12 protein-coding genes are annotated in these 14,963 nt (G+C 37.4%); 10 read left to right on the top strand and 2 right to left on the bottom strand.

Features of this window, described 5'->3' with window-relative positions; all coding sequences use genetic code 11:
* The first annotated feature begins 236 nt into the window (after positions 1-236).
* The 6 genes from CD31_RS05485 (at position 237) to recO (ending at position 5,619) form a co-directional block, all read left to right on the top strand.
* Positions 237-2,357 carry an HD family phosphohydrolase gene (locus tag CD31_RS05485; RefSeq protein WP_036076233.1) on the top strand — a complete coding sequence of 707 codons (2,121 nt, stop codon included), beginning with the start codon at positions 237-239 and terminating at the stop codon, positions 2,355-2,357.
* Positions 2,358-2,365: 8 nt separating this feature from the next.
* Positions 2,366-2,839 carry an rRNA maturation RNase YbeY gene (gene ybeY, locus CD31_RS05480; RefSeq protein WP_016993545.1) on the top strand — a complete coding sequence of 158 codons (474 nt, stop codon included), beginning with the start codon at positions 2,366-2,368 and terminating at the stop codon, positions 2,837-2,839.
* A complete protein-coding gene (locus tag CD31_RS05475; protein ID WP_016993544.1) occupies positions 2,840-3,190 on the top strand; it encodes a diacylglycerol kinase family protein in 351 nt (116 codons plus the stop codon).
* Positions 3,191-3,249: 59 nt separating this feature from the next.
* The gene (locus CD31_RS05470; protein WP_016993543.1) at positions 3,250-3,663 is read left to right on the top strand and encodes a cytidine deaminase; all 414 of its coding nucleotides are present in this window, start codon (positions 3,250-3,252) and stop codon (positions 3,661-3,663) included.
* Positions 3,650-4,567 carry a GTPase Era gene (gene era / locus CD31_RS05465; protein WP_016993542.1) on the top strand — a complete coding sequence of 306 codons (918 nt, stop codon included), beginning with the start codon at positions 3,650-3,652 and terminating at the stop codon, positions 4,565-4,567. The genes CD31_RS05470 and era overlap by 14 nt, the downstream gene beginning before the upstream one ends.
* A 266-nt stretch (positions 4,568-4,833) precedes the next feature.
* Entirely contained in the window at positions 4,834-5,619 is a 786-nt protein-coding gene (gene recO, locus CD31_RS05460) for a DNA repair protein RecO (RefSeq protein ID WP_036076232.1), read from the top strand.
* Positions 5,620-5,643: 24 nt separating this feature from the next.
* Here the strand turns inward: recO and CD31_RS05455 are convergent, their stop codons facing one another.
* The gene (locus CD31_RS05455) at positions 5,644-7,044 is read right to left on the bottom strand and encodes an S-layer homology domain-containing protein (RefSeq protein ID WP_036076231.1); all 1,401 of its coding nucleotides are present in this window, start codon (positions 7,042-7,044) and stop codon (positions 5,644-5,646) included.
* Between the two features lie 834 nt (positions 7,045-7,878).
* Between CD31_RS05455 and CD31_RS05450 the strand changes: the two genes are divergently transcribed.
* The gene (locus CD31_RS05450; RefSeq protein ID WP_036076238.1) at positions 7,879-9,597 is read left to right on the top strand and encodes an HD-GYP domain-containing protein; all 1,719 of its coding nucleotides are present in this window, start codon (positions 7,879-7,881) and stop codon (positions 9,595-9,597) included.
* Positions 9,598-9,642: 45 nt separating this feature from the next.
* Here CD31_RS05450 and CD31_RS05445 read toward each other — a convergent pair whose 3' ends face one another.
* Positions 9,643-11,028, bottom strand: coding sequence for a glycine--tRNA ligase (locus tag CD31_RS05445; protein ID WP_036076230.1), 1,386 nt, complete (start codon positions 11,026-11,028; stop codon positions 9,643-9,645).
* A 427-nt stretch (positions 11,029-11,455) separates the two neighbouring features.
* Between CD31_RS05445 and ccpN the strand changes: the two genes are divergently transcribed.
* The 3 genes from ccpN to dnaG all read left to right on the top strand — a co-directional run bounded on the left by ccpN (position 11,456) and on the right by dnaG (position 14,955).
* Positions 11,456-12,088 carry a transcriptional regulator CcpN gene (ccpN, locus tag CD31_RS05440; protein ID WP_004227151.1) on the top strand — a complete coding sequence of 211 codons (633 nt, stop codon included), beginning with the start codon at positions 11,456-11,458 and terminating at the stop codon, positions 12,086-12,088.
* A 15-nt stretch (positions 12,089-12,103) separates the two neighbouring features.
* Positions 12,104-12,916 (top strand): pyruvate, water dikinase regulatory protein, encoded by an 813-nt coding sequence (locus CD31_RS05435; RefSeq protein ID WP_036076229.1) that lies wholly within the window; start codon positions 12,104-12,106, stop codon positions 12,914-12,916.
* 206 nt (positions 12,917-13,122) lie between these two features.
* Positions 13,123-14,955: a DNA primase gene (dnaG, locus tag CD31_RS05430; protein ID WP_081977457.1), complete on the top strand. Its 1,833-nt coding sequence runs from the start codon at positions 13,123-13,125 to the stop codon at positions 14,953-14,955.
* Positions 14,956-14,963 lie beyond the last annotated feature (8 nt).

Here is a 14,963-nt window from a genome sequence, read left to right as displayed (position 1 = left end):
AAGTATACTCTGAAAGCGAAGCGACAGGGGCAACAAGGTTTTAAAGTCTGCCCCGAAAGCAAGGGCAGACTTAAACATCCATATAGCTAAAACCTAAAGCACGAACTGAATCAAAATATGGAAAAAAATGTGACAGCTATGCGAAAAAGCATAGCTGTTTTTTGCTTTCTTATACATTTTTCGAGAAAAATGTATGTTGAATTGGTATGATAGTAGGTAGATAGAGGAGGTGCCAAATGGAGAAACAACTTCGAAAATTTACAGAGCTTATCGGTTTTCGCTACTTTCTTATCATCATTCTCATTTTAACAGGTGGCCTACAATTTGCATTCATGTATGGCAATGTTAAAGGAGTTACATATGATTTCAAACCATTACAGCTTGCGCCTGAAACCGTACGATCTACTAAAACGATCGAAGACACTTATAAAACACAGCTAGAGCGTGAAAAAGCTGCTAATGCAGTGGATTCGGTCTATCAATTTTCGGAGGATGTCGCCAAGCAAAGAGCAGCGATTGTAACATCATTATTTGATTATGTTTTAGAAGTGAAAAAGGATGTTGCAAATAGTAAGGAACCTATACCTATTGCAGATCAGGTTACACAGCTTCGCAAAAAATTTGAATCCATAGACGAAGACCAGATGCCGTTAATTTTTACAGATTCCCAGCTGGAAGGTCTGTTAGTGCAAAGTGAAGAAGATTTAACTAGAACAAGTACGCAATTATCCAAATTTGTAGAGGAATATTTACAAAAATCCATCCGACCAGAGAACGTCTTTGTTGCTCAAAATGATTTTGAGACAAAAATTCGTGGACAACGCGGATATCCCGATAAAATATTCAATACAGTCGTGTTAATAGGACGTACAAGCATTATAGAAAATGAAACAATTAATGAAGAACAAACAAAGATTCGAAAACAGCAGGCCAAAGAAAGTGTAGAGCCGACACGCATTTTACAAGGACAGATTATTGTTCAGGAAGGTCAAATTATTGACAATGAGGCCTTTAGACAATTAGAGCTATTGGGGATGGTTAGTAATAAGGCCTCCTTGAAGCCTATTGCAGGACTTATTATTTTAACGCTACTGCAAATGATGTTTATGTATATTTTATTTGAGCGTTGGGAGGCTAACGAACGAAAAAAACGTAATGCACTGTTAGTGACAGTGATTGTTTATAGCTTGTCTATTTTGCTAATGAAATTTATTAGCTTAATTTCTGGTGGCTTTGATGTGACGATTGCCTTTTTATTCCCGACAGCACTAGCTACGATGCTTGTACGATTGCTAGCAGATGAGCGAGCGGCTGTATTAATTACCGTTATGACGGCTGCTTCAGCAGGGGTTATTTTTCAAGAAGGCTATTCGTCTGTTATGCAAATGGAAATTACGCTGTATATCATATTCGGAGGGTTTGCCAGCTTATTCTTTTTGCGTAGTGTGGAAAAACGCTCACATATTTTACATGCGGTTGGTGTGATTTCCCTTGTAAACATGGCATTTATCGCGTTTTATTTGTTAATGACGCAATCATCCTATGGCCTACCAGAATTAGTATTTTACTTAATAGCAGCGATGTTATCTGCTTTGCTTTCAGGGGCATTAACGATGGGACTTTTACCATTCTTTGAATCGGCGTTTAGCTTGCTTTCGTCTTTACGTTTAATTGAGTTATCCAATCCCAACCATCCATTATTAAAAAAATTATTAATGGAAACTCCAGGGACATATCATCATAGTGTGATGGTAGCGAACTTAGCGGAAGCTGCCTGTGAAGAGATTGGTGCTGACGGTTTATTAGCACGTGTAGGTTGTTATTATCATGATATTGGTAAAACCAAACGACCGTCCTTTTTCATTGAAAATCAGATGTCGGGCATCAATCCGCACGATTCGTTACCACCTGAAACAAGTGCAGAGATTATTATCGCCCATACGACAGATGGTGCCAATATGTTAAAACGTTATAAAATGCCTCAAGAGATTATTGATATCGCTTTACAACATCATGGTACAAGTTTGTTAAAATTCTTCTTGTTTAAAGCAAAGGAAGAAGGAAAAAATATTGATGAGGCAAAGTTCCGATACCCAGGGCCCAAACCACAAACAAAAGAAGCAGCTGTTATAAGTGTTGCGGATAGTGTCGAGGCAGCAGTACGTTCTATGAAAGAGCCAAATGCAGAGAAAATTCAGAAGCTAGTACGAGCGATTATCGATGATCGTGTCCAAGATAATCAGTTTGATGAATGCGATATTTCAATAAAAGAGTTAAAATGTATAGAGAGAGTACTTTGTGAAACGTTGAATGGGATATTCCATTCACGTATTGAATATCCAAAGGCAGATAAGTAGGAGGATCTATGATTTTAACAATTGATTTTACGGATGAAACAAATGAAGTGGGAGCACAACATATCGAGCTTGTTGAAAAACTATTACAGCATGCTGCAAGTGTAGAAAACATTGAGCCAGAAACAGAGGTTTCGGTGACGTTTGTAACGAACGAGGCCATTCAAGATATTAATCGTGAATATCGTGGTAAGGATCAGCCAACAGATGTCATTTCCTTTGCACTAGAGGAGCTAGGGGAAGGGGAAATGGAAGTAACTTTTGAAGGAATGCCACGTATATTAGGTGATATTATTATTTCAACAGACCGTGCCAAAGAGCAGGCTGAGGAATATAATCACTCTTTTGAGCGAGAATTAGGCTTTTTAGCAGTACATGGTTTTTTACATTTACTTGGTTATGACCATATGGAGCCAGAAGAAGAGAAAGTGATGTTTGCAAAGCAAGATGAGATTCTCCAAACTTTTGGCTTAGGTCGAGACTAGATGGATTTGCGCAAATACTTGCGATCTTTTGGCTATGCGTTTGAAGGCATCATAACTGCAAGTAAAGAACAAAATTTAAAATCACATATAGTAAGTGCAATCATTGTGATACTGGCTGGTTATTTGACAGGTTTATCTCGTATGGAATGGTATATTGTGCTACTATTAATAGCACTAATGTTTGCGCTGGAAATGATGAATACAGCTATCGAGCGGGTAGTCGATTTAGCTTCCCCAGAGATACATCCACTTGCTAAGCAGGCAAAAGATATTGCAGCAGGTGCAGTGCTTGTATTTGCGCTATTCAGTGCTATAATCGGATTACTCATCTTTCTGCCAAAATGGTTTTAATGGAAATGAGTGTCTTCTAAATGAAAATAAACCATAAATGTGAGGGAGAATTAGTATAGATGACAATGGATATGCATGCATTATTAGAGGAATCAAAAAAGGCGCGTGAAAAAGCCTATGTTCCTTATTCAAAATTTAAAGTGGGGGCAGCTCTATTAACGAAAGATGGAGAAGTTATTCACGGCTGTAATATTGAAAATGCAGGCTATAGTATGACGAATTGTGCTGAGCGTACAGCGTTTTTTAAGGCAGTATCGGAGGGAATTTACGATTTCGAAGCCATTGCCATTGTAGCTGATACGGACGGGCCCTGCGCCCCATGTGGAGCATGTCGTCAGGTCATGATGGAGTTTTGTGCTCCAACTATGCCTGTCTATTTAACGAACTTAAAAGGTGATGTGACGGTAACGTCAGTAGGCGAATTACTACCGTTTGCATTTACGACGGAGGATTTAGAGAATGCAGGAAACTAAAAATGGCTATAAATCAGGCTTTATCTCCATTATTGGTCGTCCAAACGTTGGCAAATCGACATTTTTAAATCGTGTCATTGGCCAAAAAATTGCGATCATGAGTGATAAGCCGCAAACAACACGAAATAAAGTACAGGGCGTACTGACAACAGATGATAGCCAAATGATTTTTATTGATACACCAGGGATTCACAAGCCAAAACATAAACTAGGCGATTTCATGCTGAAGGTTTCTAAAAACACATTGCGTGAAGTGGACGTTATTATGTTTATGGTCAATGCTGAGCAAAAACTCGGTAAAGGTGATGAATTTATTCTAGAAATGCTAGCAGGAAATCCAACACCTGTCTTTTTAGTCATCAATAAAATTGATGCCATTCATCCAGATGAACTAATAGGAATTATTGAGAGCTATAAAGAGCGCTATGATTTTGCTGAGATAGTACCAATTTCGGCTCTACAAGGTAATAATGTAGAAAATTTATTAGTGACATTAGAAAAGTACTTACCAGAAGGACCACAGTATTACCCAGCAGATCAAGTGACAGACCATCCTGAACGATTTATTATATCAGAACTTATTCGTGAAAAAGTCCTGCATTTAACACGTGAGGAAATTCCTCATTCGATCGCAGTGGTAATTGATAAAATTCGTCGTGATGAAGAAAATGAGGATAAAATCCATGTAGCGGCAACCATTATTGTAGAGCGTGATTCTCAAAAAGGGATTGTTATTGGGAAACGTGGAGCCTTACTAAAGGAAGTAGGGACACGTGCGCGAAAGGATATCGAAATGCTATTAGGTTCTAAAGTCTATTTAGAGCTATGGGTAAAGGTACAAAAGGATTGGCGCAATAAATCAACACATTTACGTGATTTCGGATTCCGTGATGATGAATATTAAGTTCTTTTCCTGATTTGTATCGAAAGCGAAGCGTCAGATACAGAAGACTCCCACTTATTCGGGAGATGAACATAAGTTTTTTCAGCAGGTGTTTAGTGCCTGGTGGATCAGGATATAGACGCCAGATTTTGAGGTGACGGTTTTAGGTTAGCTTCTTCTGTAAGCACAAAATCTGGCAGTATTTGATCGTTTTATTTTTGAGCTGTCCAAAATTATTTGGGCAGCTCTCTTTTCATGGATAGTTCTTTTAAGAAAGGAGGGGGATTATGCTTCATAAATGGGAAGGTATTGTATTAAAGGTTCGCGCATATGGCGAATCCAATAAGATTGTTATTTTGCTCACGCGGGAAGCTGGCAAAGTGGCTACGATGGCTCGAGGGGCAAAAAAACCTTCTAGTAGATTGGCTTCCGTCACGCAACCCTTTACCTATGGCATGTTTATGGTTCAACATCATACGGGCATGGGAACTTTGCAACAGGGAGAACATTTGAATTCAATGCGCCATATTCGTGAGGATATTATGGCTACTGCTTATGCTAGCTACATTATGGAATTAGTGGAGCGAGTTGTGGAAGAAGGGAAGCCAGAGCCATTTGCGTTTGATGTTTTATTACATGCACTACAAGCAATTGAGGATGGCTATGATCCTGAAGCCATTACGCTGTTTGTTGAATGGAAGATGTTACCCTATACAGGTGTACAACCTATTTTACATGCCTGTGCTGCGTGTGGCGCTGTAGATGGGGAATTTGCTTTTTCCTTTGCGCAAGGAGGATTTTTATGCCATCGCTGCTATCAGCATGACCCCTATATCATTCGCTTAACGCCAACACAGCTGAAACTTATCAGGATGTTCTACACTGTTCCTATTGACCAGATTGGAAAAATAGAGCTGAAAAAAGAAACAAAATATTTCATAAAAAAAATTATTACAACCATCTATGAAGAGCAAACGGGGATTCGATTTAAAACGAGAAAATTTATTGAGCAACTAGAACGTACCCCTGAATTGCAAATACGCTCGAAAGACGAAATGCCAGAAGAACCATAATGTTCATCTGGCATTTTCCGTTATTTAAAATGCTTCCTCATCCTCTGATACTAAAAAGGCCCATTGTCCAGCAATCTTTTTACTTTCAATATAAAGGTACGCTGTTTCTTCGTTTTTACCTGTTAAATGGAGAATCGAAAGACCTTCCGCTTTTGGTGTAACATGTAATTGTCCATTAAGAATCGTCGCTTTTACAGACACTGGCTCAAAACCAAAGCTTTCGAGAGCTACATGTGCTGGCTCAAAAGGTAGTTCTTGCGCTGTCAGTATTAATTCATCTGTCAAATGATATAAATCAATGCTGCGAACAAAGTCATAGGAATACACATCTGCGGCCATCTTTTGTTGTTGCGTTCCATCTGAAAATGTAACAATGTATTGTCCATTTTGCGAGATGGACAGTGTTTGATCTTGTTGATTAAAGTTATAGAAATTTGAAGCGAGTGGCTGTCCATTCGCGTTTTGAACCGTCACCTCTGTTGGTATGAATGGTAATTTGCTCTCAGACAAATCGAGTGGTAAGTTTTCGATATAATCCTCTTCTTTTACTTCTTCAAGCGTGACCTTCAGCTTACCATTTACATTTTTGACATGTACTAAATAAAAAATGTCGGTAAAGTCCTCTGAATCATCAGTAAATCCAGTAATCACTAATTTGCCCGTACCTTCTTTTATAGGGGTAATCGTGATAGACTCTGTCATATCTTCCTCTTCATTCCATGTGAAAATATCCTCTGCTGGCTCAAGACCACCATAAGATGCAAAAATATAGTCCTGTTTAAATTGACTTGCATAGACGGTTGCATTGCCTAGCAACTTTTCAGCTCGTACAACAAAAGCAGCCAGCTGAGAGCGCTTTACATTGCTTTTTGGGCCGAAAGTCGTTGCAGATGTTCCTTTGGTAATCCCATTTTCAAACAATGCTTTAATATGAGGCTCAAATTCGTTCCCCTTTTTAACATCTGTAAACGGTAATTGGGTATTACTCGGACTTGTTAAGCCAAAGCCTTTTGCAATCATTTTAGACATTTGCTCGCGCGTTATATTTTGAGTAGGGTAGAAATAACCATTTGCGCCATTAATAATACCAGCATTTGCTAATGCTGCAATGGCTCCGTAGTTTTCATCACTAGGTTTGATGTCTTTGAATTGTGGATTTTTTACGTGAACTGTATCTAACTTTAAAATACCTGCTAAAATCTTCGCAGCCTGTGTACGTGTAATAGGGTTGGCAGGTTTAAATGTCCCATCCGTATAGCCTGAAATGATGCCACGCTCTGCTAATTGAATAATAGCCTTACCTTCCTCATTGGTTGGGTTGATATCAGGGAAAAATGATGCTGCATGTGCGGGTGGTGCGATAATAATCGCACTTGTTGCTAAAGCAGAAGCCATAGCTAGTTGAAATAAACGTTGAGACTGCAATTAAATTCCTCCAAAAAGTACAATAGAAAATTTTATAGTATATATGTTTCTGGTCAGACCTTCCTATGTATCAGTTCAAACTTCCGGACGAATGAATGTTAAAAGGTGATGAGTCTATAGCTTATTAAATAATCATTATTTAACAGCTAATACTAACTATAATAACTTATTTATACCAAAAAGATGGAACAGCGAATAGAGGGAATTTCATCCATATCATGACGTGTTTGGTAATCGATGATGCCTAAAAAGGGTGAGCTAAAACTAAGTAACTTGCATAGCGTAGAACTAACTTCATTTTATCTTTTAAATAAAAAGAAATATCTTTGATTTTATAGGAGGATGCAACTATATTACCTTTCTTTTTAATGAATAAATTTCAATTTTTACAAAATAAAATTATTGCTGATATTTAATTTTATTTGTTATTTTTCTGTCTTTAAATAAAGAATATGAAGTCTGATTTATCTATATTTTTATTTATATCTATATTTATAAGTATTTTAATAGGTAAAAAGATTTGTATTTTTGTTTAGTTTTCATTATATAAGTGGTAGAAACTGTTCATTCGAGACCCATATACTAGTTGAAAAGGCATTTTAACCTATGATATTGTAAATGGTATAGATAATGGTAATTATATTTTTTAAATATAATTAAGTCGTTTAATCTCCATCGAAACTGATGTACGCTTGATCACTTTAGACATGCCTATGAAATATAAAAGCCTCTATCAGCAAAACGTATTGTTATACGTTTATCAGAATAGCGCAGTCCTATGGAAGAAGGAGGGAGTCACATAGTGCTTAGTACATTGCGTATGTGGCAAAATATATGCTACGAAAAGTAACCTTAAGTATTCATGAAGTTGAAGCAAATGATATATTAGCAGAAGATATTTTTTCAGAGTATCGTTTATTGGCTAAAAAGGATTTAGTTTTAACGGAGCGAATTATTGCCTTACTTAAACTTCGTAAAGTAGATGAATTATCTGTCTATTTGCCATCTGATTCAGTTCGAGTTGTCCATGATTTAAGTGCTCAACGAACAAGAGAATATGAAGATCTATTTGCCCCATTAATTGAAAAAAGAGATCCTGTGGATGATTATAAAGAGACAGTTAGTCAGCTTTTTATGACAACGTTGGAGAATGTCGTGCACGAATTACGCTATGGACAAATTCTTAAAAGCATACAGGATACGGCTTATGTAAGAGGTGTTTTTGAAAAGATTTTGGAAAAAAAACATCGCTATGAGCTACTTATGCGTTTAAAGGAATGGGACGAGTATTCATTTGTCCATTCATTTGATGTGTTTGTATTAGGTACAATTTTTGCTAGATACCTAGGTTTAACAGATATTGAAACATTAGCTAGGGGCTATTTGTTCCATGATATCGGGAAGGTTTTTATACCTCAAGAAATATTAAATCTGAAACGCAAACTCTCTGAAGATGAGTTCGATATTGTAAAGACACATACAACAAAAGGCTACGAGCTACTCATGGAACATAACGAGGAAGACATTGCCTATTTGGCAAGAGATCATCATGAACGCTTTGCGGGAAAGGGCTATCCCAATCAACTTTGCGCGGATGATATGAGTGAGGGTGTACAATTATTACAAATTGTTGATGTATATTCAGCGATGACATCCAAGAGAGTCTATCATGTTGGCTATGGTGCTACAGATGCTTTAGCTGTCTTATACAGAGATCGTCATTTATATAATGAGAGCTTTATGCATAAATTTGTAGAATGTTTAGGGATTTATCCAGTTAACTCTGTTGTTATGTTATCAGATAACCGCAGTGCGCAAGTAGAGCTTGTTTATGATTTATTTCCTACATTACCCAAAGTAAGGTTGTTAGATGAGCAGAAATCAATGAACTTACCTTTAAACTACAGTGTGAGAATTGCGAAAATGATCGACTATCGAGCTAATAGCTTTGAAGAGATTTTCAACTTATTTGTTGAACAATTAATCCGCTGTGACGAAAATAATCTGAGAATTCATTTTAATAAATTAATTGACCATTTACATCCTAAAGAAATTGTCTTAAAAATTTTCTTACCAGCCTTTCGTATTTTACGTTTATTAACAAGAGAAATCCAAACAGATATGACGAAATATCGCAATTCTATTGGTATTTTAAAAACGCTACTAGAGGAGCAATTAAACGTTTTATATATGGATTATCAGCATGAACAAACGACCATATTAGTTGTGGAGACATCGCTACGTGAAAATTTCTTCATTAAGCTTGTTCAAAGTATTTTGTATATTGATAAAATTGTGCCATTCTTTATAAACCCAGGTGATGATCAGCGTATTACACAATTGATGGAACATTGTGATGTTAATGTCGCTTACTTTATTGAAGAGGAACTAACTTTTGACAAACGGGTTCGTCCAATGCGAGAGGGTACATTCCTTTATTACTCACTAGCGGATATTGAGGAGCTATTAGTGAGCTTAATAGGTTTGAGCATGAAAAAGTTTTCATTCGAGGAAAAAATGCAAGAGCGCTTATTTTCAACATTTAAAGCATAAGAAAGAGGGAGTTGCCTGCTGGCTACCCCCTCTTTTTTTAAGTGATTAGAATTGTAGGTGTTTTTCAATATATGCTTTTACTTCAGCAATAGGCATACGAACTTGTGTCATAGAGTCACGATGACGTACTGTTACTTGGCCATCCTCTTTTGAATCAAAATCATATGTGATACAGAATGGTGTACCAATTTCATCTTGACGACGGTAACGTTTACCAATTGATTGTGATTCATCAAAATCAACAGGGAAGGCTTTACGCAGTTCAGCCCAAACATCTGTAGCTTCATCAGATAATTTTTTAGAAAGTGGAAGAACAGCAGCTTTGAAAGGTGCTAAAGCAGGGTGGAAACGTAAAACGGTACGCTTATCGTCACCTTCTAGCTCCTCTTCATCATAGGCATCACATAGGAAGGCTAATGTTACACGATCAGCTCCTAATGATGGTTCAATACAATAAGGAACATAACGTTCATTTGATACAGGATCAATGTAAGTGAAATCTTCACCAGAGTGCTCCATATGTTGTTTTAAGTCGTAATCTGTACGATCTGCTACACCCCAAAGCTCTCCCCAGCCAAATGGGAATTTGAATTCGATATCTGTTGTAGCGTTAGAGTAGTGAGATAGCTCATCATCCTCATGGTCACGAAGGCGCATCGAATCTTCTTTCATGCCTAGGTTTAGTAACCAATTTTTACAGAATTCTTTCCAATATGCATGCCATTCAAGGTCTTCACCAGGTTTACAGAAGAATTCAAGCTCCATTTGTTCGAATTCACGTGTACGGAATGTGAAGTTACCCGGTGTAATTTCGTTACGGAAAGATTTACCGATTTGTGCGATACCAAATGGTGTACGTTTGCGCATAGAACGTTGAACGTTTTTAAAGTTCACGAAAATACCTTGTGCCGTTTCTGGGCGTAAATAAATTTCATTTGTAGAGGATTCCGTTACACCTTGGAATGTTTTAAACATGAGGTTGAATTGGCGAATATCTGTAAAATCAGCCTTTCCGCAATCAGGGCATACTACGTCATATTTAATCATTGTTTCTTTCATTTGGTCGAATGTCATACCATCCACAATGATTTCAACGCCCTTCGCTAATGCAGCGTCCTCGATAATTTTATCTGCGCGGTGGCGGGCCTTACATGATTTGCAGTCGATCATTGGGTCATTGAAGTTTCCTACATGACCAGAAGCAACCCAAGCTTTTGGATTCATCAAAATAGCCGCATCAATACCTACATTGTATTCAGATTCCTGAACAAACTTTTGCCACCATGCTTTTTTTATATTATTTTTTAATTCGACACCTAGTGGACCATAATCCCAAGTGTTTGCTAAACCTCCGTAAATTTCAGAACCAGGGAAGACAAAGCCTCGATGCTTCGCTAAAGATACGATGGTTTCCATTGATTTGTTAGCCATAAAATAGCCTCCTTAAAATTTTTATTAGTTCTTTTAGCGGTAAAAACGCCAGAGTTTTTTCATTCAGTAGCAACTAAATGAAAATAGCACCCGTCTCCGGGCACATTGTATGCCCAGGGACGAGTGCTAATACCCGCGGTTCCACCCTGATTGTTTTAAACGAGTAGTTTAAAACCTCTTTTCAAAAAGTTAGCTCAGGGAGTGCCTTTTTCTCTGTTGCTGTGTAGACTTTCACCATCTTCTACTCGCTTTTGAATGGAACAGATACTTTTTTCCCATCATCGCCTGTATAACGCAATTTGCTCGAAAATACTGATAGAGCCAGCGTATGTGTCAATATTGTAGCATGTAGTTCTTTAATTCGCAATAATTATTAAAATAGTATATAATAATTGAGCATAAGTATAACACTATTAGATTTGAGGCGGTGAGTCCAATCGAACTCAATAAACGTCAGGAAGACATATTACAAATTGTGAAAGAAAATGGCCCAATTACTGGGGAACATATTGCTGAACGTCTCAATCTGACAAGAGCCACTCTAAGACCAGATTTAGCAATCCTAACAATGGCAGGATTTCTGGATGCAAGACCAAGGGTTGGTTATTTTTATTCAGGTAAGAAGGCATCTGTTACATTAATAGATAGTATTCACAATTTAAAAGTGAAGGATTTTCATTCTGGCCCAGTAGTTGTCCCTGAAACAATGACGGTTTATGATGCAATTTGCTTTATGTTTTCAGAAGATGTTGGTACACTCTTTGTCGTAGATAAGAATGAGTTTTTGACAGGCGTACTATCTCGCAAAGATTTACTGCGTACAAGTATTGGCACGCAGGATTTAAATAAAATTCCAGTACATATTATTATGACGCGTATGCCAAATATTTCGTACTGTGAAAGATCAGATTCTTTAATTGTTGCAGCGAACAAACTTATTGAACGTGAGGTTGATTCACTGCCAGTAGTTGAACCACAGGAAGGTGGTTTAACGATTGTTGGTCGTCTTACAAAAACAACGATTACACGGGCTTTCTTATCTCTTGCACAAAATGTCTAAATGAAGGAGAGCTGCATGAAAAGACTACGCGTATTTGTTGTATCTGATTCAGTCGGTGAAACTGGTGATCAAGTTGCAAAAGCGGTTATTAGCCAGTTCCGACCGGGTCTTGAAAATACTGTAATTCGTCGATTTCCACATATTCAATCAGAGGAGCTTATCCGTAAAATTGTTTTTCTTGCCTCGCAACAGCGAGCATTTATTGTTTATACACTTGTTCGCCAAGAAATGCGGAAATTATTACATGATTTATGTGAACAAGAAAAAATTCAGGCTGTGGATATTTTAGGTCCAGCCTTACAATCAATGGCAGCTTTTATGGAAGAAAACCCATTGGAAACGCCAGGCATTGTTCATATGCTGGATGATGATTATTTCAAAAAAATTGAAGCGATTGAATTTGCGGTAAAATATGATGATGGTAGAGATCCACGTGGATTATTACAAGCTGATATCGTACTAGTTGGTGTATCAAGAACTTCTAAAACACCACTATCACAATATTTAGCCCATAAAAAATATAAAGTGGCGAATGTCCCCTTAGTGCCAGAGGTAGAACCACCAGAAGAGCTATTACAGATAGACCCTAAAAAATGCTTTGGTTTAATTATTTCCCCTGAGAAGTTAAACTCAATTCGGAAAGAAAGATTAATGTCTCTCGGCTTGAATGATGATGCTATCTATGCACAGCATGAAAGAATTCTTGATGAGATTCAACATTTTGAAAAAATTGTCGGTAAAATAGGTTGTAAAGTTATCGATGTGACAAATAAAGCGGTTGAAGAGACAGCAAATACGATTATCGAACATATTTTGACCTGTAAATAAAGATAGAATTTTAAACCACCTCGGTTAGCAGAGGCGGTTTTTTTGAGTGGATTTTGAAAATGGTATAGATAAAAACTAATTTTTGTTTTATAATAATAAAATTGTGGTAAAAATATTTATAAGAGAAAAATCCTAATTTTTTGTCGAGAAATAAAGGAATTTTAAAACGAATAGCGAATTGTGTTTCTAGAACGCAAATATTAAAGATGGTGATGGATTTGGCAGGGAAGATTCCAGAAGAAGTAATTGAGCAGATTCGCACACAATCAGATATCGTTGATGTTATTAGTGAATACATGCAGCTTACTAAGCGTGGGCGAAATTGGTTTGGTCTCTGTCCATTTCATGGAGAGCAAACACCGTCTTTTTCTGTATCTACAGACAAGCAAATTTTTCATTGCTTTGGTTGTGGTGCAGGGGGCAATGCCATTACTTTTGTAATGGATATTGAAGGCATTTCTTTTCCTGATGCAGTTGTGAAACTTGGGGAACGTGTTGGCATACACTTAGATGTTGAGCCAAGTTTCCCTGGAGGAACGAAAAAGATATCTAAAGCGGAAGAAAGGATGAAAGAAGCACACGCTTTTGCAGCAGATTTTTTTCATCATTTACTGTTAAATACAGAAGATGGTGAAGAACCTTTAAATTATTTGCTAGAAAGAGGATTTACAAGGGAACTTATCGAATCTAATAACATTGGTTGGTCTCTCCCAAGCTTTGATGCATTAACAATATTGCTTGAAAGAAAAGGTTATAACTTACAAGAAATTGCCGAAAGCGGCTTAATCATCCAAAGAGAGGGCGAAGAACGTTATTTTGATCGTTTTAGAGGACGTATCATGTTTCCTATTCGAGATGAGAACGGTAAAATTATTGCCTTCTCAGGACGTATCCTTTCATCCAATGGTGAGGAAGCAAAATATCTAAATAGTCCAGAATCACCAATTTTCCAAAAAAGTGAAGTGCTGTATAACCTAGATAAAGCACGAACTTCTATCAGAAAAAATCGTCAAGTAGTATTGATGGAAGGATTTATGGACGTTTTAGCAGCCAACTCTGTAGGTGTCATGAATGTTGTTGCGACAATGGGTACTTCGCTAACGAATCAGCATATCACAAAGCTAAAGCGCTTAGTAGAGCAAATTACGATTTGCTATGATGGTGATAATGCTGGATTTGATGCAGCGAAACGAGCGGCGCAACTACTGCATACAGAGCGAATGAAAGTCAATATTGCCGTGTTGCCAGAAAAATTAGATCCTGATGAATACATTCACACTTTAGGTGGACAAGCATTTAAGGAACAAATTTTGGAAAAACCTCATGCGTATATTGCTTTTATGATGATGCATGCTAGACGGAATAAGAACTTTCAATTTGAAAATGATACGCTTCAATATATTCAAGAAGTTCTTGAGCAGCTCGTGGGAAGATCCTCACCAGTTGAACGAGATTTGTATATACGGCAGCTATCAAATGAAACAAATATTTCGGAAGAAGCCATTTATGCCCAATTCCGAAAACTGGAGGCTAATCAGGTACGTTCTGCTAAAGTAGAAATGCCTACACAGATACCTTCAATGCCAGTCACGCAACAACAAAAGCCTATGGACGCAGCCGAACGTGCCGAACGTTTATTACTGGCTCATATGCTTCATAATATAGATGTAGTGGACAGGGTATTACGTAGTGAGCAAAAAGAGCCATTTGTACGAGATGCCTATATGGCAGTTTTTGTTCGCTTAGTTGGATTTTATGAGGAGTATGGTCATCCTGATTATCAACGTTTTGTGGAAATTTTGGATGACGCTGAATTACGGAAAATTGTCATGGAAGCGGCTTTAGTTGAGCGAGATCCTGATCAAGCAGAGGCAGAGGTTATGGACTCCATCCGTCAGCTTCAAAAATATAGAATTGAGCAAGAAATTTATCAAAAGATGCATGAGTCAAAGGAAGCGGAGAAGATGCATGAGTATGCACGTGCACTTGAAATCGCCCAACAGATTATTCATTTAAGAAAATCGTTATCGGCGATTTAACCCGATTC

The organism is Lysinibacillus boronitolerans JCM 21713 = 10a = NBRC 103108, assembly GCF_000772935.1.
GTDB classification, from domain to species: domain Bacteria; phylum Bacillota; class Bacilli; order Bacillales_A; family Planococcaceae; genus Lysinibacillus; species Lysinibacillus boronitolerans.
This window is presented reverse-complemented; position numbering and strand designations above follow the sequence as displayed.